General features: G+C 74.5%; 23 protein-coding genes. 9 read left to right on the plus strand and 14 right to left on the minus strand.

Going from position 1 to position 26,787, the window contains the following annotated elements; translation table 11 throughout:
* Positions 1-185: 185 nt before the first annotated feature.
* Positions 186-1,208: a PaaX family transcriptional regulator C-terminal domain-containing protein gene (locus O7606_RS06370; RefSeq protein ID WP_281598133.1), complete on the plus strand. Its 1,023-nt coding sequence runs from the start codon at positions 186-188 to the stop codon at positions 1,206-1,208.
* 4 nt (positions 1,209-1,212) lie between these two features.
* Here O7606_RS06370 and O7606_RS06375 read toward each other — a convergent pair whose 3' ends face one another.
* Entirely contained in the window at positions 1,213-3,108 is a 1,896-nt protein-coding gene (locus O7606_RS06375; protein WP_281598134.1) for a copper resistance protein CopC, read from the minus strand.
* A 146-nt stretch (positions 3,109-3,254) separates the two neighbouring features.
* Here O7606_RS06375 and O7606_RS06380 point away from each other — a divergent pair, with 146 nt between their 5' ends.
* The 3 genes from O7606_RS06380 to O7606_RS06390 all read left to right on the plus strand — a co-directional run bounded on the left by O7606_RS06380 (position 3,255) and on the right by O7606_RS06390 (position 5,917).
* Positions 3,255-4,823: a serine/threonine-protein kinase gene (locus tag O7606_RS06380; protein WP_281598135.1), complete on the plus strand. Its 1,569-nt coding sequence runs from the start codon at positions 3,255-3,257 to the stop codon at positions 4,821-4,823.
* A 117-nt stretch (positions 4,824-4,940) separates the two neighbouring features.
* A complete protein-coding gene (locus tag O7606_RS06385) occupies positions 4,941-5,279 on the plus strand; it encodes a hypothetical protein (protein ID WP_281598136.1) in 339 nt (112 codons plus the stop codon).
* 83 nt (positions 5,280-5,362) lie between these two features.
* Entirely contained in the window at positions 5,363-5,917 is a 555-nt protein-coding gene (locus tag O7606_RS06390; RefSeq protein WP_281598137.1) for a Uma2 family endonuclease, read from the plus strand.
* A gap of 41 nt (positions 5,918-5,958) precedes the next feature.
* Here O7606_RS06390 and O7606_RS06395 read toward each other — a convergent pair whose 3' ends face one another.
* Positions 5,959-6,222, minus strand: coding sequence for a hypothetical protein (locus O7606_RS06395; RefSeq protein ID WP_281598138.1), 264 nt, complete (start codon positions 6,220-6,222; stop codon positions 5,959-5,961).
* Positions 6,215-7,096, minus strand: coding sequence for a helix-turn-helix transcriptional regulator (locus tag O7606_RS06400; protein WP_281598139.1), 882 nt, complete (start codon positions 7,094-7,096; stop codon positions 6,215-6,217). The genes O7606_RS06395 and O7606_RS06400 overlap by 8 nt, the downstream gene beginning before the upstream one ends.
* A gap of 416 nt (positions 7,097-7,512) precedes the next feature.
* Between O7606_RS06400 and O7606_RS06405 the strand changes: the two genes are divergently transcribed.
* Positions 7,513-7,713 carry a helix-turn-helix domain-containing protein gene (locus tag O7606_RS06405; RefSeq protein ID WP_088983780.1) on the plus strand — a complete coding sequence of 67 codons (201 nt, stop codon included), beginning with the start codon at positions 7,513-7,515 and terminating at the stop codon, positions 7,711-7,713.
* Positions 7,714-7,733: 20 nt separating this feature from the next.
* Positions 7,734-7,970: a GntR family transcriptional regulator gene (locus O7606_RS06410; protein WP_281598140.1), complete on the plus strand. Its 237-nt coding sequence runs from the start codon at positions 7,734-7,736 to the stop codon at positions 7,968-7,970.
* A gap of 314 nt (positions 7,971-8,284) precedes the next feature.
* Here O7606_RS06410 and O7606_RS06415 read toward each other — a convergent pair whose 3' ends face one another.
* Together O7606_RS06415 and O7606_RS06420 are read right to left on the minus strand one after the other, a co-directional pair.
* Positions 8,285-10,219 (minus strand): FHA domain-containing protein, encoded by a 1,935-nt coding sequence (locus O7606_RS06415; RefSeq protein ID WP_281598141.1) that lies wholly within the window; start codon positions 10,217-10,219, stop codon positions 8,285-8,287.
* Positions 10,220-10,391: 172 nt separating this feature from the next.
* The gene (locus tag O7606_RS06420; RefSeq protein WP_281598142.1) at positions 10,392-12,344 is read right to left on the minus strand and encodes a hypothetical protein; all 1,953 of its coding nucleotides are present in this window, start codon (positions 12,342-12,344) and stop codon (positions 10,392-10,394) included.
* Between the two features lie 189 nt (positions 12,345-12,533).
* Here O7606_RS06420 and O7606_RS06425 point away from each other — a divergent pair, with 189 nt between their 5' ends.
* On the plus strand, positions 12,534-13,103 hold the full coding sequence (locus O7606_RS06425; RefSeq protein ID WP_281598143.1) for an NADAR family protein: 570 nt from the start codon (positions 12,534-12,536) through the stop codon (positions 13,101-13,103).
* Between the two features lie 540 nt (positions 13,104-13,643).
* Positions 13,644-13,901: a DUF4190 domain-containing protein gene (locus O7606_RS06430; RefSeq protein ID WP_281599519.1), complete on the plus strand. Its 258-nt coding sequence runs from the start codon at positions 13,644-13,646 to the stop codon at positions 13,899-13,901.
* Between the two features lie 8 nt (positions 13,902-13,909).
* Here the strand turns inward: O7606_RS06430 and O7606_RS06435 are convergent, their stop codons facing one another.
* The 8 genes from O7606_RS06435 to O7606_RS06470 form a co-directional block, all read right to left on the minus strand.
* On the minus strand, positions 13,910-15,010 hold the full coding sequence (locus O7606_RS06435) for an NYN domain-containing protein (protein WP_281598144.1): 1,101 nt from the start codon (positions 15,008-15,010) through the stop codon (positions 13,910-13,912).
* Positions 15,011-15,124: 114 nt separating this feature from the next.
* Positions 15,125-16,177: a S1 family peptidase gene (locus O7606_RS06440; protein ID WP_281598145.1), complete on the minus strand. Its 1,053-nt coding sequence runs from the start codon at positions 16,175-16,177 to the stop codon at positions 15,125-15,127.
* 313 nt (positions 16,178-16,490) lie between these two features.
* Positions 16,491-17,444 carry an NAD-dependent epimerase/dehydratase family protein gene (locus tag O7606_RS06445; RefSeq protein WP_281598146.1) on the minus strand — a complete coding sequence of 318 codons (954 nt, stop codon included), beginning with the start codon at positions 17,442-17,444 and terminating at the stop codon, positions 16,491-16,493.
* The gene (locus O7606_RS06450) at positions 17,435-18,652 is read right to left on the minus strand and encodes a cytochrome P450 (RefSeq protein WP_281598147.1); all 1,218 of its coding nucleotides are present in this window, start codon (positions 18,650-18,652) and stop codon (positions 17,435-17,437) included. The genes O7606_RS06445 and O7606_RS06450 overlap by 10 nt, the downstream gene beginning before the upstream one ends.
* Entirely contained in the window at positions 18,649-20,130 is a 1,482-nt protein-coding gene (locus tag O7606_RS06455; protein WP_281598148.1) for a class I adenylate-forming enzyme family protein, read from the minus strand. Before O7606_RS06455 ends, O7606_RS06450 begins: the two co-directional genes overlap by 4 nt.
* Before the next feature lie 23 nt (positions 20,131-20,153).
* A complete protein-coding gene (locus O7606_RS06460; protein ID WP_281598149.1) occupies positions 20,154-20,891 on the minus strand; it encodes a glycosyltransferase family 2 protein in 738 nt (245 codons plus the stop codon).
* The gene (locus O7606_RS06465) at positions 20,888-21,919 is read right to left on the minus strand and encodes a 3-oxoacyl-[acyl-carrier-protein] synthase III C-terminal domain-containing protein (RefSeq protein ID WP_281598150.1); all 1,032 of its coding nucleotides are present in this window, start codon (positions 21,917-21,919) and stop codon (positions 20,888-20,890) included. Before O7606_RS06465 ends, O7606_RS06460 begins: the two co-directional genes overlap by 4 nt.
* 72 nt (positions 21,920-21,991) lie before the next feature.
* Positions 21,992-24,571, minus strand: coding sequence for a tetratricopeptide repeat protein (locus tag O7606_RS06470; RefSeq protein WP_281598151.1), 2,580 nt, complete (start codon positions 24,569-24,571; stop codon positions 21,992-21,994).
* A gap of 131 nt (positions 24,572-24,702) precedes the next feature.
* Between O7606_RS06470 and O7606_RS06475 the strand changes: the two genes are divergently transcribed.
* Positions 24,703-25,458, plus strand: coding sequence for an alpha/beta fold hydrolase (locus tag O7606_RS06475; protein WP_281598152.1), 756 nt, complete (start codon positions 24,703-24,705; stop codon positions 25,456-25,458).
* Between the two features lie 85 nt (positions 25,459-25,543).
* On the opposite strand, the gene O7606_RS06480 is transcribed toward O7606_RS06475, so the two are convergent.
* Entirely contained in the window at positions 25,544-26,764 is a 1,221-nt protein-coding gene (locus tag O7606_RS06480) for an MFS transporter (protein ID WP_281598153.1), read from the minus strand.
* Between the last annotated feature and the right edge of the window lie 23 nt (positions 26,765-26,787).

Genomic DNA, 26,787 nt, shown 5'->3' on the forward strand with positions numbered 1-26,787 from the left:
ATCCGAGGTGCCCTGCCCGGCCCCGCGTCGCATCATGTGGCACATAGTTTCCCCCTCGACCCGCAAAGTGTCAATTGAGGGGACTCGATAGGTCCGGGGGGGGTGCCGGACGAGCCCGTCCCACCAGCGGAAGCACCCTTTACAGTCGAGGGCACCCGACCCCGAGCCACCCCCGGAGCGCCCCTGTGAGCAGCCCGTTCCACATCGAGGAGATCTTTCCGGACGACGCGGGGCACACGGTGCGGCTGCCCCGCAGACAGACCGGGAACGCCCCGCAGGGACTCGTGGTGACGCTGCTGGCCGACTACACCGTACGAACGGGGGCCTGGCTGCCGTCCGCGGCGCTGGTCGCGCTGCTCGCCGAAGCCGGGGTGAGCGCCGCCGGCGCCCGCACCGCGATCAGCCGGCTGGTCCGCCGGGGCGTCCTCGACGGCAGCCGGCAGGGCCGGCACAGCTTCTACCGGCTCAGCCGGCCGGCCGCCGTCAACCTGTCCGTCGGCGGCCGGTGGATCGTCACCGCCACCGACCCGACGACAGCGTGGGACGGGCAGTGGACCCTGGTCGCCTTCTCGCTGCCGCAGGACCACGGCACCCAGCGGCGGAACCTGCGCCACCAACTGCGCTGGCTGGGGTACGCGCCGCTCTACGACGGGCTGTGGATCTCACCGCACGAGGTGACGCCGCCGGTGCGGGCCCACCTCGCCCAGCTCACCCTCGGCGCGGTCACCGTGTTCCGCGGCCGGCAGGCCGAACTCGACACCCTCGCCGGCCGCGACCCCCTCGACGCCTGGGACGTCGCCGCGATCGCCCGGCATTACGAGTCCTTCCTGCGGCGCTGGCGGCCACTGCTGCCCCGGGTGACGTCCGGGCAGGTCGGCGGGGCGGAGGCGGTGCAGGCCCGGACCGAGGTGATGGACACCTTCCGGCGTTTCCCCGTCCTCGATCCGCAGCTACCGACCGAGATCCTGCCCCCGGGATGGCTGCGGGAACCGGCCCGGCAGGTGTTCGCCGCCGTCTACGACGGACTCGCCCACCCCGCCGAACGGCACGTCCGCGCCGTCGTCGCCCGGTTCGCCGACCAGGAGCAGCCCGGCATCCGGGCGCACACCACCGCCGACCTGCTCGCCGGCCTGGGCCCAGGCGAGGCCCCCGCCTGCGGGGACGGGACCATTCCGGACGCCGCCGGCAGCGGAAGGGTCCCGTCCTGAGCTGTCAGGGCAGGTCGAGGGTGTACGCGGCGGTGCGCACCTCGCCGCCGATCTGGAAGTCGAAGAACGCCCGGTACCGGCCGGCGCTCGGCGCGGTCAGCCAGAACTTGACCGCCCCGTCGACCAGCTCCGGCTCCGGGTGGACGTGCACGTAGCCCAGGTCGCCCTCCCGCACCACCACCAGGTGCCCGTACGCGCCCAGGTAGCGCTCCAGGCGTACCTCCCCCGGACCGCCCACCCGGAACACCATCGGCGTGGACACCCCCACTGTGGGCGTGCCCTCCATCGACACCGTGTACGGATCGACAGTGGCCTGCGGCTGCGCCGGCGGCACGGCGGCCGGCGTGTGCGCGCCCGGCACGTGGTAGTCCACCCCCAGCACCAGCGGCAGTTGAGCGCCGTCCGCGGTGGTCACCGAGAAGTCGGCGTAGACGCGGTACGCCCCCGGCGTGGCCAGCCGCAGCGGGACCTGCCAGGTGCCGTCGGCCGCCATCGTCGGGTGCAGATGCTGGTAGCCGCTCAGGTCACGGCCCACCACGATCAGGTGCAGCGGCCGGTCGTGCACCACCGCGAAGCGGGTCGCCGGCTGCCCGTCGGCGCCGACGATCCGGAACCGGTAGTCCACCGTGCCGCCGGCCGGCTGGGTCCGCTGCACGGGCCGCAACGTGTACCCGCCGCCACTGACCGTCGTCCCGGTCACCAGACCCGGGCCGTCCCCCGGGTGCGAGTGCGCGCCGGTGCCGGGGGCGTGCTGGTGGCCGTCCATGGCCGACACCGCCGACGCCTGACCCGGCCCGCCGACGGCCGTCCGGGTGTCGACGGCCCGCTCGTCGCCGGCGCTGATCCGGCCGATGCCGAACCCGGCCAGCAGGGCCACCACCACCGCCCCGACCAGCAGCGCCATCCGCGCGTCCCCCAGCCGGAACCGGCCCGCCGCCCCGGTGACAGGTTCGGCACCAGCCGCGCCGGAACCGGCCCCGTCGACCGTCGCCGGCCGCCCGGCGCCGGCCTTGACCGTCGTACGGTCGGCGCCGGCCTTGACCGTCGTACGGTCGGCGCGGGCGCGGGTGGGCGTACCCGGTCGTCCCCTGGTCTTCGGGCCGACGCCGCGCCCGCGAGCGGCGCTGCCCGACCGGCCGGGGCGGCCCTGCGGGGCGCGACCGGCCAGGGCCGGACGGCGACGCCAGGCCAGGTAGCCGCCCGCCGCCAGGGTCAGCACGACGGCCCCGCCCGCCCAGACTCCACCGGGGACGCCGCCCTCGTCGTCGGAGTCGGCCGGCGGGGCGGCCACGGCGGGCGGGGTCGACGGCGGGGCCGAGGAGGACGTGCCCGACCCCTGGTGACCCTTGGTGTCGTGCTGCTCGGCGGCGGCCACCAGCGCCGGGTCGGGTTGGTCGGTGGGCGGCTGCCAGCCCTGCGGGGCCGCCGTGGCCCGGCCGGTGTAGCGGAAGCTCATGGTGCCGCGCACCGGCTCGCCGTCCGAGGCCACCGAGAGGTAGCTGACCGAGTACTGACCGGCCGCCGGCAGGTGGGCCAGCTTCACCACGGCCGGGAAGCCGGTCGAGTACTCGCGGGGCTCGAACTGCCCGTCGACCAGCAGGTACTCCCGGACCGGCTTGTCCAGCGGCTTGGCATCCCCGTACGACCAGCCGTAGTCGACGCGTTTGCCGCCCGGGGCGGTCACGGCGAAGTAGGCGTTGTTGGCGACCCGCTCGGTGAAGTAGAGCGCCACCGTCGTCACCGGCTCCTTCACCGTGGCCCCGGAGGCCGGCGTGGACATCGCCAGGGTGCCGTGGGCCGAGGCCGGCGCGGGCGACGCCAGGACGGCGACCGCCGAGGCGAGGAGGAACGCGAGCGCGGCCGAAGCCAGGCGGGACGGAGCCGAGGGTTGACGACGCATCAGATCATCCTCCCGAGGTCAGGGCTTCAGTCAAGAGGCGTTCATCTTTTTGTTCCTACGACAAAAGTTACCCGCACGTCGATGTGACATGATGTCGCGACGGTTGACCGTCGGGACGATCCGATCCACGAACGGTGATAGATGTGATGCTGCGCCCTGGCCTCAGACTCGGCGACCGGTACCGTCTCGACACCCGGATCGGCGCCGGCGGCATGGGCGAGGTGTGGCGGGCGGTCGACGTGCTGCTCGACCGGACGGTCGCGGTGAAGGCCATGCTGCCCGACGTGGCGGACGACCCGGACTTCGCCCGACGCTTCCTGGTCGAGGCGAAGGCGATGGCCAGCGTCAACCACGCCGCCGTGGCCTCGATCCACGACTACGGGCACAGCGACGGGCTGACCTTCCTGGTGATGGAGTTCGTCGACGGGCAGTCCCTGTCCCAGCTCCTGGCCCGGCACGGCCGGCTCTCCCCCGCCGACACCATGCACCTGGTCGCCCAGGCGGCCGACGGGCTCCAGGCGGTGCACGAGCGCGGCATCGTGCACCGCGACATCAAACCGGCCAACCTGCTGGTCCGGCCGAACGGCACCCTGCTGATCACCGACTTCGGCATCGCGCGCCGACACGACGCCTCGCTGCTGACCGCGTCCGGCGCGGTCCTCGGCACCCCCACCTACCTCTCGCCGGAGCAGGTGCTCGGCCGACCGGCCACCCCCCTCAGCGACGTCTACTCGCTCGGCCTCGCCGGGTACGAGTGCCTGACCGGACGCCGCCCGTTCACCGGCGACAACCCGTACGCGATCGCGCTGCGACGGGTACAGTCGCCACCCGCGCCGCTCGGCGACGACCTGCCCCAGCCGGTACGGGCCGTGGTGGAGCGGGCGTTGGCCGTCGAGCCGGCCCACCGTTGGCCGTCCGCCGCCACCCTGGCCCACGCCGCCCGCTGGTCTGCCGGTCCGCTCGCCCACCCACCGCCGCCCCCGCCGGTCCCAGGCCCACCGCTGCCGGCCCCGTCGTCGCCTTACCCGTCGTCCCCTCCCCCGTCGTCGTCTCCCTCGTCGTCGCCCGTCAGCCTGCCGCCGTCGGCCCCGGCACCGGTCCCGCCGTCGTCCGCGACGCCACCGCCACCGGCCGCGCGCCCGGCTGCCCCGGGCCGGTCGAAGCGACGACAGCGGGTGCTGCTGGCCGCGGCGGTGGTCGTGGTCCTGGTCGGCGGGGCGGCGACCTGGCAGGGGCTGCGCCCGGACGGCGGCGGGTCCCCGGCCGACGCCGGCCCGCCGGCGCCGGGCGCCACCGCCCCGCCGGGGCCGAGCGCCACCGCCCCGACCGCCCCGGCCGGTTTCGCCGCCTGCGACGCGGCGTACTGCCCGACGGCGCCGCTGTGCTGGGGCGGGCTGGTCGCCATCAGCGGCACCGCCATGCCACCCCGGAAGGCGGACTGCGCCGGGGAACACTCGTGGGAGACGTACGCCGCGGTCCGGCGGCCCGACGACGCGGCGGACCTGCCACAGGACGAGCTGCTGGCCCACCCGTCCGTCGCGGCGGCCTGCTCGTCGGCGGTCCTGGCGGCCCGCAGCGTCGAGCCGGACGGCACCCGGGCGTGGGTCCGGGACGCCTGGCCGATCGAGCTGCCGGCCGACCAGGGCTGGCTGGTGCACTGCCTGGCCCGCCCGGAGTCCGGCGTCTCGACGGGCCCGGCCTTCCGTCCGGCCTGACGGGGTTCGGTGTCGTCGTGCCGCGCCTGGCTCACCTCGGGCGAGGGCACGGGTCGAGGGCATAGGTGTACTTCGTCGACACTGTCGAGCTGCCCCGGATATGGGGCAGGCCGCACGGTGGTGGTGAACCTGATCTTCGGCTTCCCCGGGGAGAGCGAGCAGGACGCCCAGACGCAACTGGCATGGTTGCTCCGGCTCCGCGACACGGCACCACCGGGTCGGGTCGACTGCTCGTTGAACCTGCTGGAGATGGTCCGGGGCGCGCCGATGGTGGCGCACCCACCACCCGGCGTCGAGCTGTCCGGGGTCGCCCCCTGGGCGTTCAGTTACGCCTGGAACGCACCCGCCTGGCGTCGCGGTTTCGCCGCCCGGCTGGAAGCGGTCGAACGGCGCCCCCGGGTCACACCTGTCGAGCGCGGCGACCAGGTCGGTGACCCGGTAGGCAGCTCGACATGACCGGCGAGGGCTGACCGAGCGACGCGCCGACCCGTCCGGCCAGGTGTGCTGGGTCCTCAACGGCAGCCCGGTACGATGCTCGGATGAGCGCGGAGGCGGTTGGCAGGCACATGCCCTCGGTCGTGACGCTCGACGATCTCACCGCGATGATGGCCGCGGACGACCACCACCGGTACGAGATCAGCCCCGAGCAAGTCCTCTCGATCATGCCGCCCCCGGGATACGCCCACGCGATCATCGCGACCCGACTCATGGTGTGGCTCGCCCAGGCGGGTGTGGCGGCGGACCGCGTCGCCCAGGCCGTCGGGCTGCGCATCCCCGGCCGGCACGGTGGCGTCGGCGGTCGCATCCCTGACCTGGTCGTCTGGAGCAAGTCCCAGGCCGACGGGGTCTGGCTGCCGGTCACCGACGTGCTGCTTGTCGTCGAGATCGTCTCCCCCGGCTCCGAGGGCGTGGACACGGTGACCAAACGCAACGAGTACGCCGCCGCTGGCATCCCCCAGTACTGGATGGTCGACCAGGATCCGGCGCAGACGGTCACCATGCACCGGCTGGACGGCGACCACTACACCGTTCGGGCGACCATGCCGCTCGCCTGGGTTCTCAACGGCAGCCCGGCCGACCACGATCTCGGCTAATCAACAGCTTCCGCGTCCGGGACCTCCGCGAGGTGCTGCGGTCATGGGTAAGCCCGCCGGCCCCCTGGGCCGGAGACCTGCTGCGCTTCGTCAAGGCTGTCGAGCTGCCCGTTTCTGGGGCAGCTCGACAGGGAGCAAACGGAAACCCTGTCCCCCGCACCCCGGGCCGCCTTCAGCGCGGCCAGGAACGCGGCCAGATCCTCGATCGGCTCACCTCGCAGCTCGTCGATCGAGCCGACCGGCCGAATCCCCTGCTCGCGCTGCTCGCGCGCGAGGTCACCCAGGCGCCACGCCAGCTCACCCATGGTGCACCTGTTCGGCGATCTTGCCGATGAGCCGGCGGGACTGGTCCGGGTCCAGCGTGGACGCGGCCAGCTTCGCCCAGGCCCGTTCGAAGGCGGCCAGCTCCGCCGGCCGGTCCAGGTAGAGCGCCCCGGTCAACGACTCCTGGTAGACCACCGGCGGCTCCGGCACGGCCCGGTTGCCGTCCGGCGCGAAGTCCAGCAGCGTGAACGACCCGGCCACCGCCCCGGCGGACAGCCCGGCGGCGAGCGGCAGCACCCGAATCGACACGTTCGGCAGCGCGGTCACCTGCCGCAGACGCTGGAGCTGTGCGGCCATGGTCGCCCGGTCACCGGTCACCCGCAGCAACGCCGCCTCGGCGAGCACCACGGCCAGCCGGGGCGGCGGCGGCAGTCGACGCCGCAGCACGTTCTGCCGCTCACGCCAGGCCCCTTCCAGCCGTTCCCGGTCGTCGTCGGTCGCCTCCGGGTCGGGCTCGTGCAGCGCCCGCGCGTACCCAGGGGTGCGCAGCAGCGCCGGCACCAGCGCGTCGGCGTACTCGCGCAGCCGCAGCGCGGTGGCCTCCAACCCGGCGTGCAGGCCCAGCCAGGCCGGCACCTCGGCGTACGAGTGCCACCAGCCCCTGGCCCGCGTCTCGCCGGCCAGGACGACCAGGAGTGCGGTCAGGTCGGCGGCCACGCCGTACAGCTCGCACATGCCCCGCACGTCGACGCCGCGCACGGTGCCCGCGCCGGTCTCGATCCGCCACACCTTCTGCCTACTGCACTCCAACGCCACCGCCGCCGCGTCCAGCGTCACCCCGGCGGCGAGCCGCAGCTCCCGCAACATCCGCCCGAGCTGCCGACGCGGCACCGTCGACGCCCCACCCTCCGTCATGCGCCTCCCCTTCCGCTGGTCGTCCTGTCGCAGGTCCGTCGGTCACCGCGCGTCAGGCCGCCGGTAGCGGCCCGCCCGCTGGTTGGTCTCCCCCGGCGGCGTCCGTCGCGCCCCGGGCCGCGCCGCCCGCTCCGCGCCGTCGCCAGCCGCACCCCCTTCACCGGGTACGCCCTGAGCGCCCGCCCGCCACCGACACCGCCCCGGGTCGTCCCGTTCCGGACCCAACCGCCCGATCACGTCGAGCACGACCTCCCCCGGCCACAGGAACCACTTCCACCGCCTGGACACGTCTTCGCCCCCCTCATCGACCCGCCGAGAGGGTGAACAGTTGAACAGACTACCCGCACAGTGCATGCTTGAACAGATCATTCGATCAGATGGCAGGTGTTCAGTTCGCACGTTCTTAACGTGTCCTCATGGGGAAGCTTCGGCTCGTGGCGAGCCAGGAGGTGCAGGAGATGCTCGGCGTCTCCCGGACACGCGCCTACCAGATCACCAACTCGAAGACCTTCCCCGACCCGGTCGCCGTGCTGTCGGTCGGCCGGATCTGGCGCACCGAGGACGTCGAACGCTGGATCAAGGACCACCGCCCCGACCTCCACGACCCCGCGCAGTAGGTGAAGCCTCCAACACCCTCATGCCCTACGCCGCGCCGCTGTGGAGATCAATCCGGGACGATCTTCGCGCCAGAATCAGGGCAGGCTTGCTCAAACCGGGCGATAAGCTCCCGCCCACCCGAGTGCTCATGGAGCAGTACTCGACCAGCTCCGCCACCGTCCGACGGGCAATTGACCTGATGATCGAGACCGGCGAGCTGATCGGCCGCCAAGGCATGGGCGTCTTCGTGGCCGACCCCGCTGACCGAGAGGCGTAGGCACAGGCCCTGTCCACGCTGCCAGCACTCGCCCCCATGCGGCGATCAAGGCCGCCGGAGACCCGGACGGTAGGCATGGGGAAGCTTCGACCCGTGGCAAGCCAAGAGGTTCAGGAGATGCTGGGCGTTTCCCGCACCCGCACCTACCAGATCACCAACTCGAAGACCTTCCCCGACCCGGTCGTTGTGCTGTCGGTCGGTCGGATCTGCCACGCGCCGGCCCGGCTGGCCCAGGTCCATTCACTTCACGGAGAACGCGCTGTCGGGAGCGCTCGATGCCCCTACATCCTGTATATCGGAGAGCTTCGAGCGGGTCAGGAGGCGACCGGTAGCTCCTGGCGGTAGAAGATGTCGATGTCGACCTCTTCCCCGCCGACGGTCAACGTGTCCCACGGGCCGCTGGCCAGCAGGGTCCGCACGGTCTCGCCCTTCAGCTTCCGCAGGTGGTCTGAGAGGGTCTGGTCGTCGGGCAGGCCGGTCAGGCGGGAAGCCAGCCGGGCACGGATTCCCCGTAACCGCTCCAGCAACGCCTCGACGTCCGCCTCCCGGTCCGGTCCGTCGGTCGCCGGGGCGCGGTCGCTGGCTGCCGTCGGGGCGCTGCCGCCCGCCGCCGTCGGAACGGTCCCGGTCTCGGCGATCACGTCGGCGATGACGTCGGCGATGGCGCGGTTGACGCCCTGCTCGTCGGCGGTCACCATGGCGTTCCAGGCGCGACTCTTGTGCCGGTACTGGAGCATCGACATCGCCGCCTCGTGCCGGGCGAAGTCGGCGTCCCGGAACGGCCGACCGCTCCAGCCGCCGGCCAGCGACCGGGCCAGCGAGATGGCCGACGCCAACCCGCTGTTGAGTCCACGGCCGGGCCAGAAGTGGATCGAGTTCGCCGCGTCGCCGATCAGGAAGCCGTACGTGCCGGGGGTGGTCGACGTCGGGGCGTACAGCCGGGCGGTGAACCGTGGGCGCTGGACCATGTCCAGGCGGAACGCGGTGACGGCGGTCAGGTTCTGCGGCGTCACGCCGAAGAAGGTCAGCCCCTCGTTCACCCGCCGCCACAACGGCGAGCTCTTGATCAGGGCGGGCAGGAACAGCGTGCCGTGGGTGGCGCACTGGAAGTCGCCGGCGTCCTCGCGGGCCATCAGGCACGGGCGGGACGCGATGCAGTCGGTGAACTCCCGCCGGACCGGGTCCAGCCCGACGACCTCGGCGGCTTCGGCGTCGGTGAGCCGCATGTTCAGGAAGCCCTCGCCGCCCAACGAGTTGAGCAGGAAGCGGTTCTGGGCCACGGTCAGCAGGACGCTCATCGGGTCCGGCAGGTCGGATTTCACCCGCAGGCCCAGGACGACGTCCTGGAGGTGCCGGTCGCCCAGCGAGTAGATCGAGCTGTCGGCGACGCCGAACTTCGTGGTGAAGTGCTCACGGGTACGCGACCGCGCGCCCTCGCAGATGGCGAGCACGTGCTCCCGGGCGACGGCCTGGTGCCGCTCGGCCGCGTCGAACCTGGCCGGCACCAGCCGGATCCGTCCGGACTTCTCGTTCGCCAACTCCAGGAGCCGGTCCTCGATGTAGGCGATCCGGATGTTCCGTGGGCCGTAGCCGCGGATCGAGTCGGGGCCGGTCGGCCACATCTCCGAGTACGCCCCGGGAACGAACAGCCGCTCCTGCGCCTCCTCGGGCAGGTTGAGGTACTGGCGGCTCTGGACGGTCACCACCTGCTGCCGTCGTACGTTGCCCTGCGCCTCGTTCTTCCACGCCACCCGCGCGCCGTCCTGGGTCCAGCGGCCGTCGTACACGGTGACGGCGACCCGGTCACCCAGGAGCCGTTCCAGGAGCAGGGCCAGGCTCAGCCCGACCGGCCCGCCACCGGAGACGGTGACCCGCAGGACCGGGCCCGGGTCGATGACCTGGGTGACCCGGTTGTCGGGTTGGAACATGGTCAGGTCGGAGATCATCGTGGTCACGTCGGCGGTCACCTCGAAACAGAACGTCTCGTCGGTGATGGTGATCAGGTCACCGTGCTGGAGGACGTGCGAGCTGACCCGTTGGCCGTTGACCAGGGTCCCGTTGCGGCTGCCTCGGTCGTACAGCACGTACCCGCGTTCCTCGCGCACCACCTCGGCGTGGAAGCGGGAGACGCCCGTACTGGTGATCACCACGTCGTTGTCGCTCAGGCGGCCGAAGGTGAACCGGGTGTCGCCGACCGGAATCCGCCGCCCGGGACGGCGGCCCGTACGCTCCACGATCTCAGGTGCCACTCGGTCCTGACCTTTCTGCGGACGCTCACGCTGCGACGTGCACTCTAACCACCGTGACCAACCCGGGTAAGTCGGCCAACGGGCCGTTCGCGATCAGGTTGCCGACACCGGATCCCTTGCCGGACAGGCGATCCGGGGTCGGCGCGGGTCCGACCCGCCATCCCCCGCCGGGTCACCTGCCCGGGACGAAGTCCGTGCCGAGCTGGGTGTCCGCACGGTTGGCGAAGTAGTCGAGCTGGGAGCTCAGTTTCGACTTCAGCGCGGCCTCGGTCGGCAGCTCGTCCTCAAGCGACTGCGCCGTGTCGGAGGTGGTGAGGTGGAGCAGGGCGCCGGTGGTCGGGTCGTACAGACTCGCGCTGAAGAACGGCGTCCAGCCGTCGCTGTTCGGCACGTAGACGAAGACCCGCTGGAACACGACCAGACCGTCGAGGGTCGGCTCGCTGTCGTAGCTGCGCCACTCCTGGTTGTAGGTGGCGTACTCGTCCTTGAGCGTGCCGTCGCACTCCGCGTTGCCTGTCAGGTGGACGAAGTAGTCCTTGACGGTGGCGCGGAACTGCGGCTTGACGTACGTGACGTACAGGGCGGATCTGATCTTCCCTTGCGTGTACCACCTACCGGCGAACGAGGAGGGGCTGTACAGCCAGTTCTTCCAGTCGTTGCCGGCGACCTTGTCGACGCACTGGGTGCCGATGGTCGGGAAGGTCCGCACCGAGGCGTGCGGAGCGCTCGGGGCGCCGAACGCGCCACCGGCCGCCGGCATGACCTCGGCCAGCCGGTCGAACGGCGGATCCTGGTAGCGGAGCTCGGCGGTGTACGTGCGGAGGCCGTTGCGGGCCAACTCGTCGACGACGCCGACCATCTGCGGGATGACGTGGGCGTTCTGCCAGACCAGGACGATCGCCTTGAGCTGTGACCCGAGCAGCGCCTTCGCCGCCGCCGAGGCGTACTGCGCGGGGTTCCAGCCTTCGACCATCTTCTCGGCCAGGATCAACCCGAAGTTCGTCATGATCTCGGCGCAGTCCACGAACGCGGCGCCGATGGCGTCCCCGAGCGCCTGCACGGTCTTCGGCGCGAGCCGGGCGATCTGCTCGGCGTGCTTGTAGACGCAGGCGCCGACCCGGGCGGCCTGGTCGGTCGCGGCGACGGCCCGGACCACGGCGTCGGTCGGCTTGGCCGGCATGACCACCTGGAGCGAGGCCGACATCAGGTCGAGGACGGGACGCGTGAGGTCCAGCGAGCCGCTGATCACCACCGGTTCGTCCGGGTCGAACCGCGTGGCGTCGACCTTCAACGTGATCATGCTGCCGCCCGCCATGACGACCGACTGCGCGTTCATCCGTCGACCCAGCAGGTCGATCAGCAGGCTGTACGGGTTGCTCGGCTCGGGCGTGACCGTCTGGTACGTGACCCCCCTGGGCAGCCGCAGCAGGTACGGCTCGGTGTGCCGGTTGCTGAGGTGGAGCGTGTAGGTCTTCCGGGTCGCATCGTCCCGGACGAACGTGACGCACTCGATGGTCTTCGGCACGAACCCGGCCAGCTTCACCGTGATCGGCAGGGCCTGGTACTTGCAGTCCTCGGCCACGGGAGGGTTGCCGGCCGCCCGGCCGATACCGCCCAGCAGGAGATTGTCGCTGCTGAGCAGGTTCCTGGCCGTGGTCCTGGCCTTCTCGGTCGCCTGCTCGACGTCCCACCAGCCGATGTCCCAGACCGAGAACCGGTCGGTACGGACGGTCGCGGTGTGTTTGCCCCGGTCGACTGAGTCCGGCGGCAGCGCCACCCACTCGTCACCCTCGAAGCGCAGGATCGCCAGGTTGTCGACCTGCGCCGGCGTGGCGTCCTGCGGGTACGAGATGGTGACGGTGGCGTCAGCGTCGGGCCCGAGTTTCCCGCCCTGGACCTCGACCCGGCTCGCCGGACCGTCGAAGAGGCGGTAGCCACCGGTGTCCGCCGTCGGCGGCTCGACCGTGGTGACTTCGAGCCTTCCGCCCTCCAGCTTGGACTTCCTGACGGTGACCGTCGTGTGGGTCGTCTCGTCCCCGGCGGTTATCTCACCGTCGCCCGAGCACGCCGCCGTGCCCGCGGTCAGAATCGTGAGGCTCACCAGCACCGCCGCTGGTCGTCGCATGCGCTGCCATCCTTTGTGTACGCCCGGCGGAAGCGGCGAATCTAGCATCCCGCGGCGGTACGGACGGCACGGCCGAATGGTCGGACGTCGGCACCGGCGCGAACGGATCCCGGCGCCGATCGACCGACCGGGCGGACCGCAGCCGGAACCCGGTGGCCGGGGCGGGGCGGATGTGGCATGTTCTGCCGCATGCGCCCGACCGACGTCCTGCCCAGCTCCGTCGAGGAGGCCCGCCGGCGCGAGGCGGCGGGCGTACCGATGCGGTTCCTGTTCTTCTGGGGCCACCGACCGGGCCGGGGCGGTGGCGTCGGCCGGGGTTGTCTGAGCCAGTGGTGGCCGGCGCCGTTCACCGTCGACGGTCTGGAGTTCCCGACCGCGGAGCACTTCATGATGCGCCACAAGGCGCTGCTCTTCGGTGACGAGGAGGTCGCCGACCAAATCCTGACCACGCCGGACCCGGGCGCGGTCAAGGCCCTCGGCCGGCGGGTACGCGGCTTCGACGAGGCCGTCTGGCAGACCCACCGGTACGCGATCGTGGTCGCCGGGAACACCGCGAAGTTCGGCCAGCGCCCGGAGTTACGGGACTACCTGCTCGGCACCGGGGAGCAGATCCTGGTCGAGGCGAGCCCGCTGGACCGGGTGTGGGGCATCGGGCTGACCGCCGACGACGAACGGGCGACCAGCCCGGCACGTTGGCGCGGGCTGAACCTGCTCGGCTTCGCCCTGATGGACGCCCGCGCGGCCCTACGCGCCTCCTGACCCGTCCGGGGCGGGTGGACGCAGCACAGGCGGCGCGACGGAACCGCGTGCACCGCCGCCCGCACAGCAGGCGGGCGCGGAGAGCCAGCAGAGCAGGCGGGCGCGGAGAACCGCAGCGGAGCAGGGGCGTCACGTCGGAGCAGGGGCGTCACGTCGGGCTCGGACGTGTGGTCCGGTCGGCGTCCTTTGGAGCTGCCCCATATCCGGGGCGCTGACCCGGTCACGCAGTGCCCCATATCCGGGGCAGCTCCAAAGGACGCGCACACCTCATCATCTCCCCCGCCCAGGCTGCCCGGCCGAACCGCCCGGCCCACCCACAGGCGAACCGCCCGACCCACCCACGGCCGAACCGCCCGGCGGAGCCGCCGCCCGGCCGACCCACCGCACAGCCGGGCCGCGCACGGCCGCCCTGGCCCCGGGGCGCTTGCGGGCGGCGGCCAGACTGTGAGGTCACCCGTCACACCGGAGGAACCCATGGACGACCAGCAGCCGCCCGTACCGCCCGCCCCGGGCAACGGGCCGCCGCCGTACCAGCAGCCCATGTACCACCCGCAGTACGCGCCGTTCAACACGTACGCGATCCTCGCCCTGGTGTTCGGGGTGATGGTGTTTCCGCCGCTGGGCATCTACTTCGGCAACCGGGCCCGGCGGGAGATCGCCCAGACCGGCGAGCGGGGCGGCGAGCTCGCCACCGCCGGCATCGTCGTCGGCTGGATCTTCACCATCCTGTACGGGGTGCTCCTGCTGGTCTGGTGCGGTCTCGCCGGCACGATGCTGGCCGGGTCGACCGCTCCCTGATCCTGCGCTCAGCCGCCCGGGGTGAGCAGGTAGTCGTCGTTGTCCTGGCTCCACCGCAGGTCGACCACGCCGCTGGTGGCCGCCGCCCGGCAGAACTGCAGGAAGCTGCGGTAGCCGAGCTTCTTCTCGCTGAAGTCCGGGCGGGCCCGGCGGAGCTGGTTCTTCAGGCCGGACAGCGCCACCGTGCCGTCGCCGCCCGCCAGGTCGACCACCACCGACCGGAGCAGGCCGAACGCCACCTCGCGGTCGCCGTGCTCGGGCAGCGACACCTCCGGGTCGCCCTTGGCCGGGCCCTCGGCCAGCTCGACCACGCGGTGCGCGGCGAGGTGCCGCAGCAGCTCGCCGAAGGTGCGGAACCCGTAGTCGGACTCGCTGAACGTGGGGTCCTTGCGCAGCAGGGTGCGCTTCAGGGTGGAGGCGCTCACCGTGCCGCTGGAGCTGCCCTGGAGACCTGCGACCGTCTGGGCGACGAGGACGGCGAGCGTGTCGACGTCCCGGGGCGGCTCCTCCTCCACGGCCGGCGGCTCGACCTCCGGCTCGGTCACCGGCCGCGCGCCGGGCTGCTGCGCCGGCTGCGGCTCCGCGCCGGGCGGCCGGGCCGGACGGGTTCGCCGCTCCCGGACCGGCGGGATGTCCACCCCTTCCAGCCGGTCGTAGTAGAGGAACTCGTCGCAGGCCGGCGGCAGCAGCGCCGAGGTGGACTTCTCCACCCCGACCCCGATGACCCGCTTGTTGAGCTCGCGGAGCTTGTGCACCAGCGGCGTGAAGTCGCTGTCGCCGGTGCAGATCACGAACGTCGAGATGTAGCCGCGCTCGAAGGCCAACTCCACCGCGTCGACGGCCATCTTGATGTCGGCGGCGTTCTTGCGGGACGCGCCCATCCGCTGCGGGATCTCGATGAGCTCGACGTGGGAGCGGGTCAGCATCCGCCGGTCCTCGTCGAAGTACGACCAGTCCGCGTACGCCCGACGCACCACCACCCGCCCCCGCTCGGCGAGCGCGTCCGCGATGGGACGGAAGTCGAACGGCTTGCCGCCGTGATGGTCGCGGGCGCCCAGCGCGAGGTTCTCGTAATCGAGGAAAAGGGCAATCCGGTCTTCCTGCTCCACGCCGAACACCCTACGCCCTGCCCGGTGGCTCGCCGCGCCGCCGTCGGCGACCGCCGGACGCGGCGACGGCCGTCACCTGGTGGTGACGGCCGTCGCCCGGTGGTGGTGGGACGATCAGATGATCTCGACGCCGTAGACGCTCAGCGCCTCGGTGACCGGCTGGAAGTAGGTGGTGCCGCCGGTGGAGCAGTTGCCGCTGCCGCCGGAGGTCAGCCCCAGGGCGGTGCTGCCGCTGACCAGCGCGCCCCCGCTGTCGCCCGGCTCGGCGCAGACGGTGGTGCGGATCAGGCCGCTGACCGAGCCCTCGGCGTAGTTGACCGTGGCGTCGACCGCCTCCACCGTGCCGCCGTGCAGGCCGGTGGTGCTGCCGGAACGTTCCACCGACTGTCCGACGTAGGCGTCGGCGGCGCCGGTGACGTCCCGGGTGGTGCCGTCGTAGAGGTACACGCTGCCGTCGGCGGCCCCGGCGTCGGCGTGCGTGACGATGCCGTAGTCGTCGCCGGGGAAGCTGCCGGTGCCGCCGGTGCCGAGCAGGGCGCTCTGCCCCGAGTCGGCGTACCAGTTGGCGGCGATGTCGGTGCAGTGTCCGGCGGTCAGGAAGTAGCTGCCGGCGGCGTTGCGGACGTTGAAGCCGGCCGAGCAGCGACCGCCGCCGCCGGCCCAGATGGCCTCGCCGCCGGCGATCCGGACGCTGAGGGTGCCGGCTTCCCGCTCGACCCGGACGGCCCCGCCGAGCCGGTCGGCGACCGCCTCGACACGCTGGAGCTTCGCGCCGGTGACGGTGCTGTCGACGGAGACGACGACCTGGTTGGTGGCCGGGTCGGTCCACCACGCGGTGCCGGGGATCTTCGCGGAGCTGTCCAACGCGGCGGTGGCGCGGGCCAGTTCCCCCGCGCCCCGGGTGACGGACCGGGGGGTGGCGCCGGCCGCGCGGACCTTCGCGGCCGCCGTCTCGTCCGTCACGGTGACCACCATGGTGCCGTCGGCCCGGGCGTACGCCCCGGCGGAGCGGTCGCCGAGGGTGGCGGCGAGCGCGGTGGCCTGGCCGGGTGAGGCGGCTGCCGGCGGCGCGGCCTGGGCCGGCGCGCCGGCCAGCGCGCCGGCGACCAGCACGCCGGCCACGGCGCTGGCGGTGACCTGCCGCGACGGGGACCCGGGAAGACGCATGGGATACCTCCAGGAGCACGAGCCGCCCGGTCAGGCAGCCCTGGGTGTCCGATCGGATGGTGAGGCTCAGCCGATCGGGTGGGTCGAAGTATTCACAGCCCTCACATTGATGGCAAGAGTCATGGTTGACCACGGTCCGTGATATCTCACGACTTGAGTCCCGACAGTCCGGCCGGCGGCAAGTCAGACGATTGGTGGGGATTCGCGCCGTCTTCGCAGGTCAGCGTCGAAGTGTGACGGCCGTCACCGGAACCGGACGGGCACCGCCCCGACCACCATGCGGGACGCGATGGATCACCGGAAAATCGGTGGTTTAGCGATCTTCAGAACCGGCCGGGCGGGACGCCCGCACCGGGCCGGCAAGCCGGGCGAGGTGGTCGTCGAAGGTCTTCTCGGGGCGGTAGCCCTGCCGGGTGGCGCGGCCGGTGTCGAGCACCACGGTCCGGGCGAGCTGGTCCACGGCGTACCGGGTGAGCAGCGGCGGACGGCCGGTCAGCCCGGCCAGCGTGGTGGCCACGCCCGCCGCCGCGTCGGCCAGCCGCGCCGGCACCCGCGCCAGACGCACCGGCTCGCCCAGCGCGACGAACACCGCCCGCAGCACCGCGTCCCGCGAGTACGGCCGGGCGTCGGCGACGTTGTACGCGCCGGCCGGCCAGCCCGTCGCCGCCAGGCAGGCCGCCGCCAGGTTCTCCACCGCGGTCAGGCTGAGCTGGACGTCCGGCCCGGGCACCGGCAGCCAACCGCCCCGGCGCGCCTGCCGGAGCCGGGGCAGCAGGTGCCGGTCACCGGGCCCGTACACCGCCCGGGGGCGCAGCACGACCGCGCCGGCCGCCAGCGCGAGCCGCTCCCCGGCCGCCTTGGTCCGCCCGTACGCGGAGAGCTGCCCGTCGACCGGATGGTCCTCGGTGACCAGTCCCGGCCCGCCCGGCCGGTACACGCTGGCGCTGCTCACCCAGACCAGGGGCCGCTCCCCCACCGCGTCCAGCAGCCGGGCCGTGCCGGTCACGTTGACCGCCCGGTACGCGCGTTCGGTCGCCGGCCCCGGCGTCGGGTCGCCGACCGCCGCGGCCAGGTGGATCACCACGTCCGTGCCGGTCAGGTCCGGGACGTCACGGCCGGCGTCCCAGGGCACGTGCCGGCCCACCGGCCCGGGACGCCGGCCCAGGCACCACACGTCCGCGCCGGCGGTCGCGGCGGCCCGGGCCACGGCCGCCCCGCAGAACCCGCTCGCGCCGGTGACCGCCACCCGGAGCCCGGTCAGCCGCACCGGCCGGCCCTGATCACCAGACGGGCCCAACCGGGCAGCGCGGCCCGCCCGTCGGCCCGCGCCGACACCACCACCGGCCGGTACGGGGCCAGCGCGGCCAGCACGTCGGCGAGCTGCGCGCGGGCCAGCCGCGCCCCTGGGCAGGAGTGCCGACCGGCCCCGAAGACCAGCCGCGCCGTCCGGGTCGGGGCCGGGTCGACGCAGTCCGGCCCGCCCCGGTGCGCCCCGGCGGCGTGCCGGGCGACCAGCAGCAACCGGTCCCCGGGCCGCACCGGGCAACCGTCCAGCTCACCGGATCCGGCCGCGACCCGGGGCAGCAGCGGGCTCGGGGCGGTCACCCGCAGCAGCTCGTCGACCAGGATCTCCCGGGTGTCGGTCTGCTCGGCGTACCGCCACAACCGGTCGTCGGCGCACCAGGCCACCGCGCGCGGCACCCCGGCGACCGTGGTGTTGACCGCGGCCACCGCCAGCATGCCGGCCAGACCGGGGCCGGACGCGGACCCGGCTCCTCCCCCGCCGCCGGACGACGGGTCCAGCAGGTCGGCCAGGGCCGACGTGGCGCGGCGGGCGGCCTCGGCGCGGCCCGGACGGCGCGGGCCCGGCAGTTGCTCGGCGGCGGCCGTGGCGGCGACCCGCCGGGCGGCGGCGGCCAGCGCCGACGGGTCACCGCAGACGCCGAGCAGCGCCGCGGTGGTGGCGCCGGCCAGCTCGGCGACCACCGGCACCAGGTCCACCGACGCGCCCCGGGCCAACGGGGCGAGCCGTCGCCGCAGCACCTGCGTCCAGACCGGACGGAGCCGGGCCACGCCCGCCGGGCCCAGCCCGTCGGCGAGCGCCCGCCGGGCCCGCAGGTGCGCCGGGCCCTCCTGGTCGAAAAGCAGCCCGTCGACGCCGAGCTGTCGGGCCGCCCCGCCGACGGTGCCCGCGGCGAGCCGGTCCAACGGGATCCGGGTCAGCGCGTCGAGGTAGCTCTGCGCGTCGTGCACCAGGACGGTCCGGCCGAGCCGCGCCACCGGCCGGCGGCGGGTGGCGGCCAGCAGCGTGAACAGCAGCGGATACCGCCGCAGGTAGACCTGCCGGTCCCGGCGACGCCCCCGGCCCGCCGCCCACCGGGCCCTGCCGGCGGCGGTCGGGCGGACCGGGGCCGAGGCGGCTCCGGCGGCGGCCGGGCAGGCCGGGGTGGCGGGAGGCGAGGTCGGCTCGGTCACGGCGCGGTCCGACCGACGTCGCCGGTGACCCTGGCGGCGGCCAGGGTGGCCGCGGCGGCCCGGTCGGGCTTACGCGACCGGCCGCTGGTCGGCACCGGCGCGAAGACCAGGTCGTCCGGGCGGGCCGCGCCCATCCGGGCCAGCACCGGGCGCAGCGACCTGCGCAACCCGGCCGGGTCGGCGCCCGGCACGGGTTGCACCACGGCGACCAGGCGTTCGTCACCGTCGACGGCCGGCACGCCGACCAGCACCGCCAGGTCCACCCCGGGTACGTGCAGCGCCGGCTCGTACAGGCCGGGGTAGATGTTCTCCGCGCCGCGCAGCACCATGTCCTTGGCCCGGCCGGCGAGGACGATCCGGTCACCGACCAGCCGGCCCACGTCCCCGGTGTCCACCCATTCGGCCGGCGCCTCGCCGAGGTAGCGGTGCGCCTGCCCCGGGCCGCGCAGCAGCAGCCGGCCGTCCGGGCCGGTGCGCGCGGTCACCCCGGGCAGGGCCGCCCCGACCAGGTCACCGTCGTCGGTGAAGGCGGACTTCTCGGCGTACTCCACGGCGGCGGCCGGGAAGAGCTCGGTCAGCGCGTACACGCCCCACGCCTCGTCCGCGCCGGCCCGCCGCAGGCGCTCCAGCAGGGTGGCGCTGACCGGCGCGGACCCGCTGTAGAACCGGCCGGACAGTCGGGGCCGGCAGGCCAGCAGCGCCCGCGCCTGGGGTGGGGTCAGGTAGCTGGCCTGGGGGCGCAGCCGGGCCACCTGCCGGGCGAGCGCCCGGGGCGAGCGGGCCGGCAGGGCCACCGGGGCGCCGCTGGCCAGCGCCGGCACCAGCACGAAGAACGTCCCGCCCAGCACCGGCTCGTCCGGTCGGGGCCGGACCAGGTCGGCGACGGCGCGCAGCCCGGCGGTCAGGCCGGCCCGCCGGTGCACGACCGCCCGGGGCCGGCTGGTCGTGCCCGAGGTGAAGATGATCACCGCGTCGTCGTCCGGTCCGCCCCGGTCGGGAACCGGTCCGGTGTGGACCGGCAGCGCCGGCGCGCAGCCGGGCAGCCGCCGGCCCACGGTCCGGACCGGCCCGAGGTCGGCCAGCCGGGGCAGGGCCAGCCCGGCCCGCCCGGCCAGCGGACGCGCCCAGCCGGCGACCGCCTGCGCCGCCGCGTCGGCGACCACCAGGGCCGGTCGGGCCAGCGCCAGCCGGGCGGCCAGCACGTCCGGGCCGGCCGTCGGGTCGAGCACCGCCACCCGCAGACCGAGCCGGTACGCGGCCAGCAGCGCCGCGAGCGCCCGGGGACCGGGGCGGACCGCCACCCCGAGGGTGTCCCCGGCGACCAGGTGGTGCCGGTGCAGCGCGGCGGCGTACCCGTCGGCCAGGTCCGCCAGGTCACCCCGGGTCACCCGGACCCGGGGCCGACCGGACGGGCCGGCGGTGAGCACCGCCGGGCGGTCCGGGTGCCGGCGCAGCGCGGCGGCCAGTTCGTCGAGCACGGGTTGCCTCCCGATCGCGCGGTTCAGCGGGGGTCCGGGGAGAGCTGCCCGCTGCCCCGGTCCAGGTACCAGGCGGCGGTGCGGCGCAGCCCGTACGCCCGTAGTCGCCGGGTCGAGTTCTCCACCACCATGTGCCGGTCGTGGGCGATGGCGGCGGTGTGCCGGCGTACCCGGTTGAGGAACTCCCGGTCGGTGGGTGACGGCCGCCGGGGCATCCCGCCGACGGCCAGGTAGGTGGCCGCGGTGATGGCCATGTTGTTGCCCGCGTGCATCCGGTAGGGGGCCCGCCAGCCGGCGCCACGGTGCGCGGGACGCAGCCGCCCGAACGTGGCGGCGGCGACCACCAGGCACCGGAAGGCGGCCCGACCGACCGGACCGTGCTCGTCGCGGCGGGCCACGATCCGGCCGCAGGCCAGCTCCGCCCCGGCGGTCAGGGTACGCCGGGCGGCGGCCACCCAGCCGGGGCGCGGCAGACAGTCGGCGTCGGTACGGGCCAGCAGGGTGGCCCCGTGCGCGATGGCGTACCGGAAGGCGGTGTCCACGGCCGCGCCGACGCCCTTCTGCCGTTCCTCGATCAGCCCGGTCGGCACCGGGGCGGTGACGGCGAAGCGGCGGACCACGTCGGCGGTGCCGTCGGTGGAGCCGTTGTCCACCACCAGCAGGGTGAAGTCCTGGTCGGTCTGCGCGGCCAGCGCGGCCAGGGTGGCCCCGATCCGGGTCTCCTCGTCGTACGCGGGCACCACCACCCACAGCGCGGTCACGACTTCTCCCAGACCATGGTCATCAGGCTGACTCCGCCGCCCAGACCGATGAACAGCACCCGGTCGCCGGGGCGCAGGCCGGGATCGACCCGGGCGAGCTGCACGCCGAGCGTGGCGCTGGCCAGGTTGCCGAGGTCGGTCACGGTGACCTCCAGTTTGTCGCGCGGAACGCCGGCCACCTCGACGAACCGGTCCAGGTAGGGCAGGGTCACCTGGTGCACCAGGACCCGGGCGTAGTCGGCCCAGTCCAGGCCGGTGCGGTGGCGCACCCGGTGCAGGATGTCCGGGCCGATCTTCTCGAAGACGTCGCGCAGCGCCCGGCCGTCGCCGGTGAAGTAGGTGTGCTCGTCGCCGCGCGGATGCCGGGAGCCGCCGCCGGGGATACCGCCCACCGTCCAGTGCTCCGACCAGGTCTCGGTGTCCACGTCGAGGATCCCGCCGGTGGCGACCGGCTCCACCAGCACGGCGGCCCCGGCGTCGCCGAAGGTGTAACCGGCGAGGGCGGCGCGGGCCTGGTCCAGGCCGGTGAGCCGCCAGCGCATCGCCCGGGTCGGGGTCTCCCCGGTCACCACCAGCGCGCGATGGGCCCGACCGGCGAGAATCATCGACCGGGCCAGGTCGACGCCGTTGAGGAAGCTGTTGCAGGCGTTGGTGACGTCCAGGGCGTGCGCCCGGCCACCCAGCTCGGCCTGGACGATGTGCGCGGTGGCCGGCTCGACGACGTCCCGGGAGGCCGAGGCGAACAGCAGCAGGTCCACCTCCTCGGGTTCGCGTCCGGCGGCGGCGAGGGCCTGCCGGGCGGCCCGGACGGCGAGCGTCGAGGCGTACTCGTCGTCGGCGGCCAGCCGGCGGGTGGCGATCCCGGTCGTCCGGGCCAGCAGCTCGGGCGGCAGCGTCAACCCACTGGCCTCGGCGATCCGGCGCTGCAACTCGCCGGTGGGCACCACCCGGCCGGGCAGGCTGACCCCGACCGCGGTGATACCGACCCGCCGGAGGGCCGGAGGCGGTGGCGGCATGGGCTCGATCACGCCATGAGCTTGCCTAACGTCCCCGCCGGGCGGATGAGTAGGGGTGCTCACCTACCCGCCGTGACCGGTGGACTACGCGGTCACCGGCCCGGCGTCGGCGGCGAGCCGTGACCGGACCTGGTCCGCCTCCGGGTGGCCGAGCTGGTCGAGCACGTCGGCGGCCCGCCGCCAGGCGGCACGGGCGGCGGCGGGGTCACCGGCGGCCGCCCGGGTGTCCCCGAGGTGGGTCGTCGTGGTGGCCTCGAAGTACCGTTCGCCGACCTCCCGGTAGATCGCCAACGCGCTGCGGAAACACTCCTCCGCCGGCGGGTACTCGCCCAGGTGGTGGTGGGCGGCGCCGAGGCTGTCCCAGGTGTGCGCCTCCCACAACCGGTTGCCGAGCCGCTGCTGCTGGGCCAGGGCCCGCCGGCAGTGCTCCAACGCCCGCCGGTGGTCGCCGAGCTGGGTGTGGCACCACCCGATGTTGTTCAGCGCGTTGGCCTGACCCTGGTCGTGGCCGGCCGCCCCGAACAGGTCGAAGGCACGCTGCGCGTGCGCCAGGGCGCGCCGGTGGTCGCCCAGCCGTTCGGCCACCTTACCGAGGTTGAGCTGGGCTCGGGCCCCACCGACCAGGTCACCGAGCGCGGCGTACAGCGCCACGGCGCGCTCCAGGTGCGCGCGGGCCTCGTCGTGCCCGCCGAGCCGCAGGCACGCCACCGCCAGGTTGCGGTGCGCGCGGGCCTGACCGTCCCGGTCACCGGCCCGACCGGCGGCCTCCAGCGCCACCCGCTGCGCGGTGGACTGGTCCCGCCAGGCCCCGACCCGGTCCAGGTAGGTGTTGACGCACCAGGCGAGCTGCCAGGCATGGGTGGCGAAGCCGTCGGCGGCGGCCAGGCTGACGGCGGCGAGCAGCGTACGGTGCTCGGCGCTGAGCCACGCCCACGCGCCGTCCCGGTCGACCAGGTCCGGCAGCGCGACGTCGACGTCGGCCGCCGGCAGGTCGACCGGGTCACGGTGCGGATGCAGCAGCAGGTCCGCCCGGTGCGCGGTGTGCAGGTAGTGGTCCAGCAGCCGGCCCGCCGCCGCCCGCCGCTCGGGTTCCGGAACGTCGGCCCGGCACCGCTCCACGGCGTACGCGCGCAACAGGTCGTGTTGGACGTACCGGCCGGGGGTGTGCTCGGTCAGCAGGCTCGCCCGGGTCAACGCGGCCAGCGGTCGCCGTACCCCGGTCGTCGACACCGCGGCGAGGCTGGCCGCGGCGGCCACCGACACGTCCGGGCCGGGGTGCAGCCCGAGCAGCCGGAACAGCGCCGCCGCGGCCGGGTCCAGACTCCGGTACGACCAGGACAGCACCGCCCGCACGTCGGCGCCGTCACCGCCGGAGAACCCGTCCAACCGGCCGTCGGCCAGCTCGTCGGCGAGCCGGGTCAGCGGGAAGTCGGGGTGGGTGGCGGCCCGCGCGGAGACGATGGCCAGGGCCAGCGGCAGCCGGGCCGACGCGGCGACGATCCGGTCCACCGCCGCCGGCTCGTCGGCCACCCGCCGCCCCCCGACCCGCCGACCCAGCAGCTCCCGCGCCTCGTCCGGGGTGAGCAGGTCCAGCACCAGCGGCTGCGCGCCCTCGGTGGCGACCAGTCCCGGCATCTGGTGCCGGCTGGTCACCAGCACCAGGCAGCCCGGCGCGCCGGGCAGCAACGGCCGGACCTGGTCGCCGTCCCGGGCGTTGTCGAGCAGCACCAGCATCCGCCGGCCGGCCAGCAGGCTGCGGAACAGCGCGGCCTGCGCGGCGGGCCCGGTCGGGATCCGCTGCGGCGGTACGGCCAGGGCCTCCAGGAACCCGCCGAGCGCCTCGGCCGGGTCCAGCACGTGCCCGCCCGGGTCGAAGCCCCGCAGGTTGACGTAGAGCTGCCCGTCCGGGAACCGGTCGGCGACCTGGTGCGCCCACCGCACGGCGAGGGCGGTCTTGCCCACCCCGGCGGTGCCGCCGATCACCGAGACGACCACCGTGTCGGCCGGTCCGTCGGCCAGCCGGGTCAACGCGGCGAGCTGCGCGTCCCGCCCGACGAAGTGCCGTACCGCTGCCGGCAGTTGCCGGGGCACCACCCACGGCCGGGGCCACTCCCCCACCCCGGGCCGCTCCGCCGCCCGGCCGGTCTGCTCCGTCCCGCCTCCGGTCCGCTCCGCCCCGCTTCCGGTCCGCTCGGTCGCGGGCCGGTCGGTCGGTGGCGGCGCGGTGGGCGTAGCGGCGCGGGCCCGGCGACCGAGTTCGGCGCGGGCCGCGGCGGCCAGCCGTTCCTCGGCCCGTACGCCGTCGGCCGCCCGCAGCAGCCGCCAGTGCGCGGCGTCCCACCGGGCCAGGTCGGTCAGCTCCGCCGGCACCCGGGCCCCGACCTGCCCGGCGTAGGTGGCGCAGGCGTCGACGTACGCCCGGACGAAGTCCCACTCGGGCAGCGACTTGGCGTTGAGTTTGTCGCTGAGGGTGGACCGGGCCAGCGGACGCCCCCGGCCGGCGGCCACCGCGACCAGGGTGTTCAGCGACGGCCCGCCGGCGAGTTGCCGCAGCCGCCGCAGGTCGTCGACGAACCGCCGCAGCGCTTCCCGCCCGGAATCCGACACGACGCGCACCTCCCGCACCCGCCGACCGTCCGTGGTGGACGGCGTCAGCGTAGTCACCGCCGCCCACCTCCCGAGGCCACCACGACTCGGCGCGACACCCGGCCCCCGTCGCCGTGTAGCGTCCGACGTGGTGGCGGGTCGGGCGCCGGTCGCCACCGGGCGCCTGCCGACAGAGAGGACGGACGAGCGTGCCGACGAACGCCGAGCAGGGGCCTGGCTGGCTCCGACGGTTCCATCCGGCGACGCCGGGCGCGACGCGTCTGGTGTGCCTACCGCACGCCGGTGGCGCCGCCAGCTACTACTTCCCGTTCTCCCGGTCCCTGGCCCCACGGGTCGAGGTGCTCGCGGTGCAGTATCCGGGCCGGCAGGACCGCCTCGACGAGCCGCCGCTGGACCGGATCAGTCGGTTGGTCGACGGGGTGGAGGCGGCGCTGGGCGCCGCGCCGTCCGCCACGCCGCTGGCGTTCTTCGGCCACAGCATGGGCGCGGTCATCGCGTACGAGACGGCCCTGCGGTTGCAGGACCGGGGGTTCACGTTGGACCACGTCTTCGTGTCCGGCCGCCGCGCGCCCTCGTGCTACCGGACGGAGTCGGTGCACCAGCGTGACGACGAGGGCATCATCGAGGAGATCGCCCTGTTGGGCGGCACGAACGTCGCCGCGCTACGGGACCCTGACCTCCTCGCCATGGCGATGCCCGCCCTCCGCGCCGACTACCAGGCCATCGAGACCTATCGGCACGTTCCGGGGCATCGGCTGCGCTGCCCGGTGACCGTCCTGGTGGGCGACGCGGATCCGCGGACCACCACGGAGGAGACGAAGGCGTGGGCCGGGCACGTCGCCGGTCCGCTCGACGTGCGGGTGTTCCCCGGCGACCACTTCTACCTGAACCAGCAGGCCGCGGCGGTCACCGCGCTGGTGGCGGAGCGACTGGCCCCGGCCTGACGCGACGGCCTACCCGAAGGCCGACAGGAAGGTGTCGACGGCGGCCACGGTGACGGTCCGCCGCTGCGCCGCCGGCACGGCGCGGTCAGGTCGGGTCCGCCCGACGGACGGCCGGTGGGCGGGTGGCCGGCACCAGCGCCAGGGTGGGCAGCAGCAGCAACGGCACGACCAGCAGCGCCCGCAGGGTGCCGACATGGTCGCCGAGCAGCCCGATCAACGGCGGCCCGGCCAGGAACGCGGTGTAGCCGATCGCCGCCACCACGCTGACCCGGACGGCGGCGTGCTCCTCCTCGTCGGCGGCGGCGCTCATCCCGACCGGGAAGCCCAACGACGCGCCGAGCCCCCACAGGGCCGCCCCGGCCACCGCCACCGGTCCGGAGCCGACGAGCACGGCGGTCAGCGACCCGACGACCGCCACGCCGACGGTGCCGAGCAGCACCGGCACCCGCCCCCACCGGTCCAGCAGCGGCGGGCCGGCGAGCCGCCCCACGGTCATCCCGACCACGAACAGCCCGAAGACCGCCGCGCCGGCCGCCTCGCCGAAGCCGTGCCCGTCGACGAAGGCGACCGCCAGCCAGTCGTTGGCGGCGCCCTCGGTGAACGCCATCACCAGCACCAGCAGGCCGACCAGCAGGGTCCGGGGCTCCCGCCAGGCGTCCCGGAGCCGGCCGGAACGCCGGCCCGTGGCCCCGGGGGCGTGCGCGGCGGCCGGCAGGAAGCGGCGGACGGCGGGCAGCGTGCCGGCCACCACGACCACCGCGACCAGGCCGAGGTGCGCCGTCAACGACGCGCCGAGGCTCGCCGCCCCGGCGCCCAGGCCCGCGCCGGTCACCGACCCCACGCTCCACGCGGCGTGGAACCGGGGCATGATCGTGCGTCCCAGGCGACGTTCCACCGCCGCCGCCTCGACGTTGAAGGCGACCTCGGCCGTGCCGGCGCCGAGCCCGGCGGCGAAGAGCCCGAGCGCGACGCCCGGTATCGAGCCGGCGACCTCGGCGGCGAACGCGCCACCGGACAGTCCGAACGCGATCAGCAGGTGCGCCGTCACCACCGTGCGGGCGGCGCCGAGCCGGTGCGTCACCAGGCCGGCCGTGGTCAGGGCGAGCAACGCGCCGCTGGACATGGCGAGCAGCACCAGACCGAGCTCGCCGGCGCTGAGCCCGAGCGCCGTCCGGACCGCCGGCACCCGGGAGAACCACGAGGCCACGGCCAGTCCGTTGAGCGCGAACACGACCAGCACGGCGTTGCGGGCGGCCCGCACGTACGACGGCGTCGCCGGGTCCGTCGCGTCTCGGACCTGTTCCATCTGCGGTGCCCTCCCCCGTGTGG

It is taken from the genome of Micromonospora sp. WMMD882 (assembly GCF_027497255.1).
Lineage (GTDB): Bacteria > Actinomycetota > Actinomycetes > Mycobacteriales > Micromonosporaceae > Micromonospora.

Coding starts and splice junctions, on each gene's coding strand:
- O7606_RS06375 (WP_281598134.1), bottom strand. CDS start 3,108: ATGCGTCGTCAACCCTCGGCTCCGTCCCGCCTGGCTTCGGCCGCGCTC.
- O7606_RS06380 (WP_281598135.1), top strand. CDS start 3,255: ATGCTGCGCCCTGGCCTCAGACTCGGCGACCGGTACCGTCTCGACACC.
- O7606_RS06390 (WP_281598137.1), top strand. CDS start 5,363: ATGAGCGCGGAGGCGGTTGGCAGGCACATGCCCTCGGTCGTGACGCTC.
- O7606_RS06395 (WP_281598138.1), bottom strand. CDS start 6,222: ATGGGTGAGCTGGCGTGGCGCCTGGGTGACCTCGCGCGCGAGCAGCGC.
- O7606_RS06400 (WP_281598139.1), bottom strand. CDS start 7,096: ATGACGGAGGGTGGGGCGTCGACGGTGCCGCGTCGGCAGCTCGGGCGG.
- O7606_RS06405 (WP_088983780.1), top strand. CDS start 7,513: ATGGGGAAGCTTCGGCTCGTGGCGAGCCAGGAGGTGCAGGAGATGCTC.
- O7606_RS06410 (WP_281598140.1), top strand. CDS start 7,734: ATGCCCTACGCCGCGCCGCTGTGGAGATCAATCCGGGACGATCTTCGC.
- O7606_RS06420 (WP_281598142.1), bottom strand. CDS start 12,344: ATGCGACGACCAGCGGCGGTGCTGGTGAGCCTCACGATTCTGACCGCG.
- O7606_RS06425 (WP_281598143.1), top strand. CDS start 12,534: ATGCGCCCGACCGACGTCCTGCCCAGCTCCGTCGAGGAGGCCCGCCGG.
- O7606_RS06430 (WP_281599519.1), top strand. CDS start 13,644: ATGTACCACCCGCAGTACGCGCCGTTCAACACGTACGCGATCCTCGCC.
- O7606_RS06440 (WP_281598145.1), bottom strand. CDS start 16,177: ATGCGTCTTCCCGGGTCCCCGTCGCGGCAGGTCACCGCCAGCGCCGTG.
- O7606_RS06480 (WP_281598153.1), bottom strand. CDS start 26,764: ATGGAACAGGTCCGAGACGCGACGGACCCGGCGACGCCGTCGTACGTG.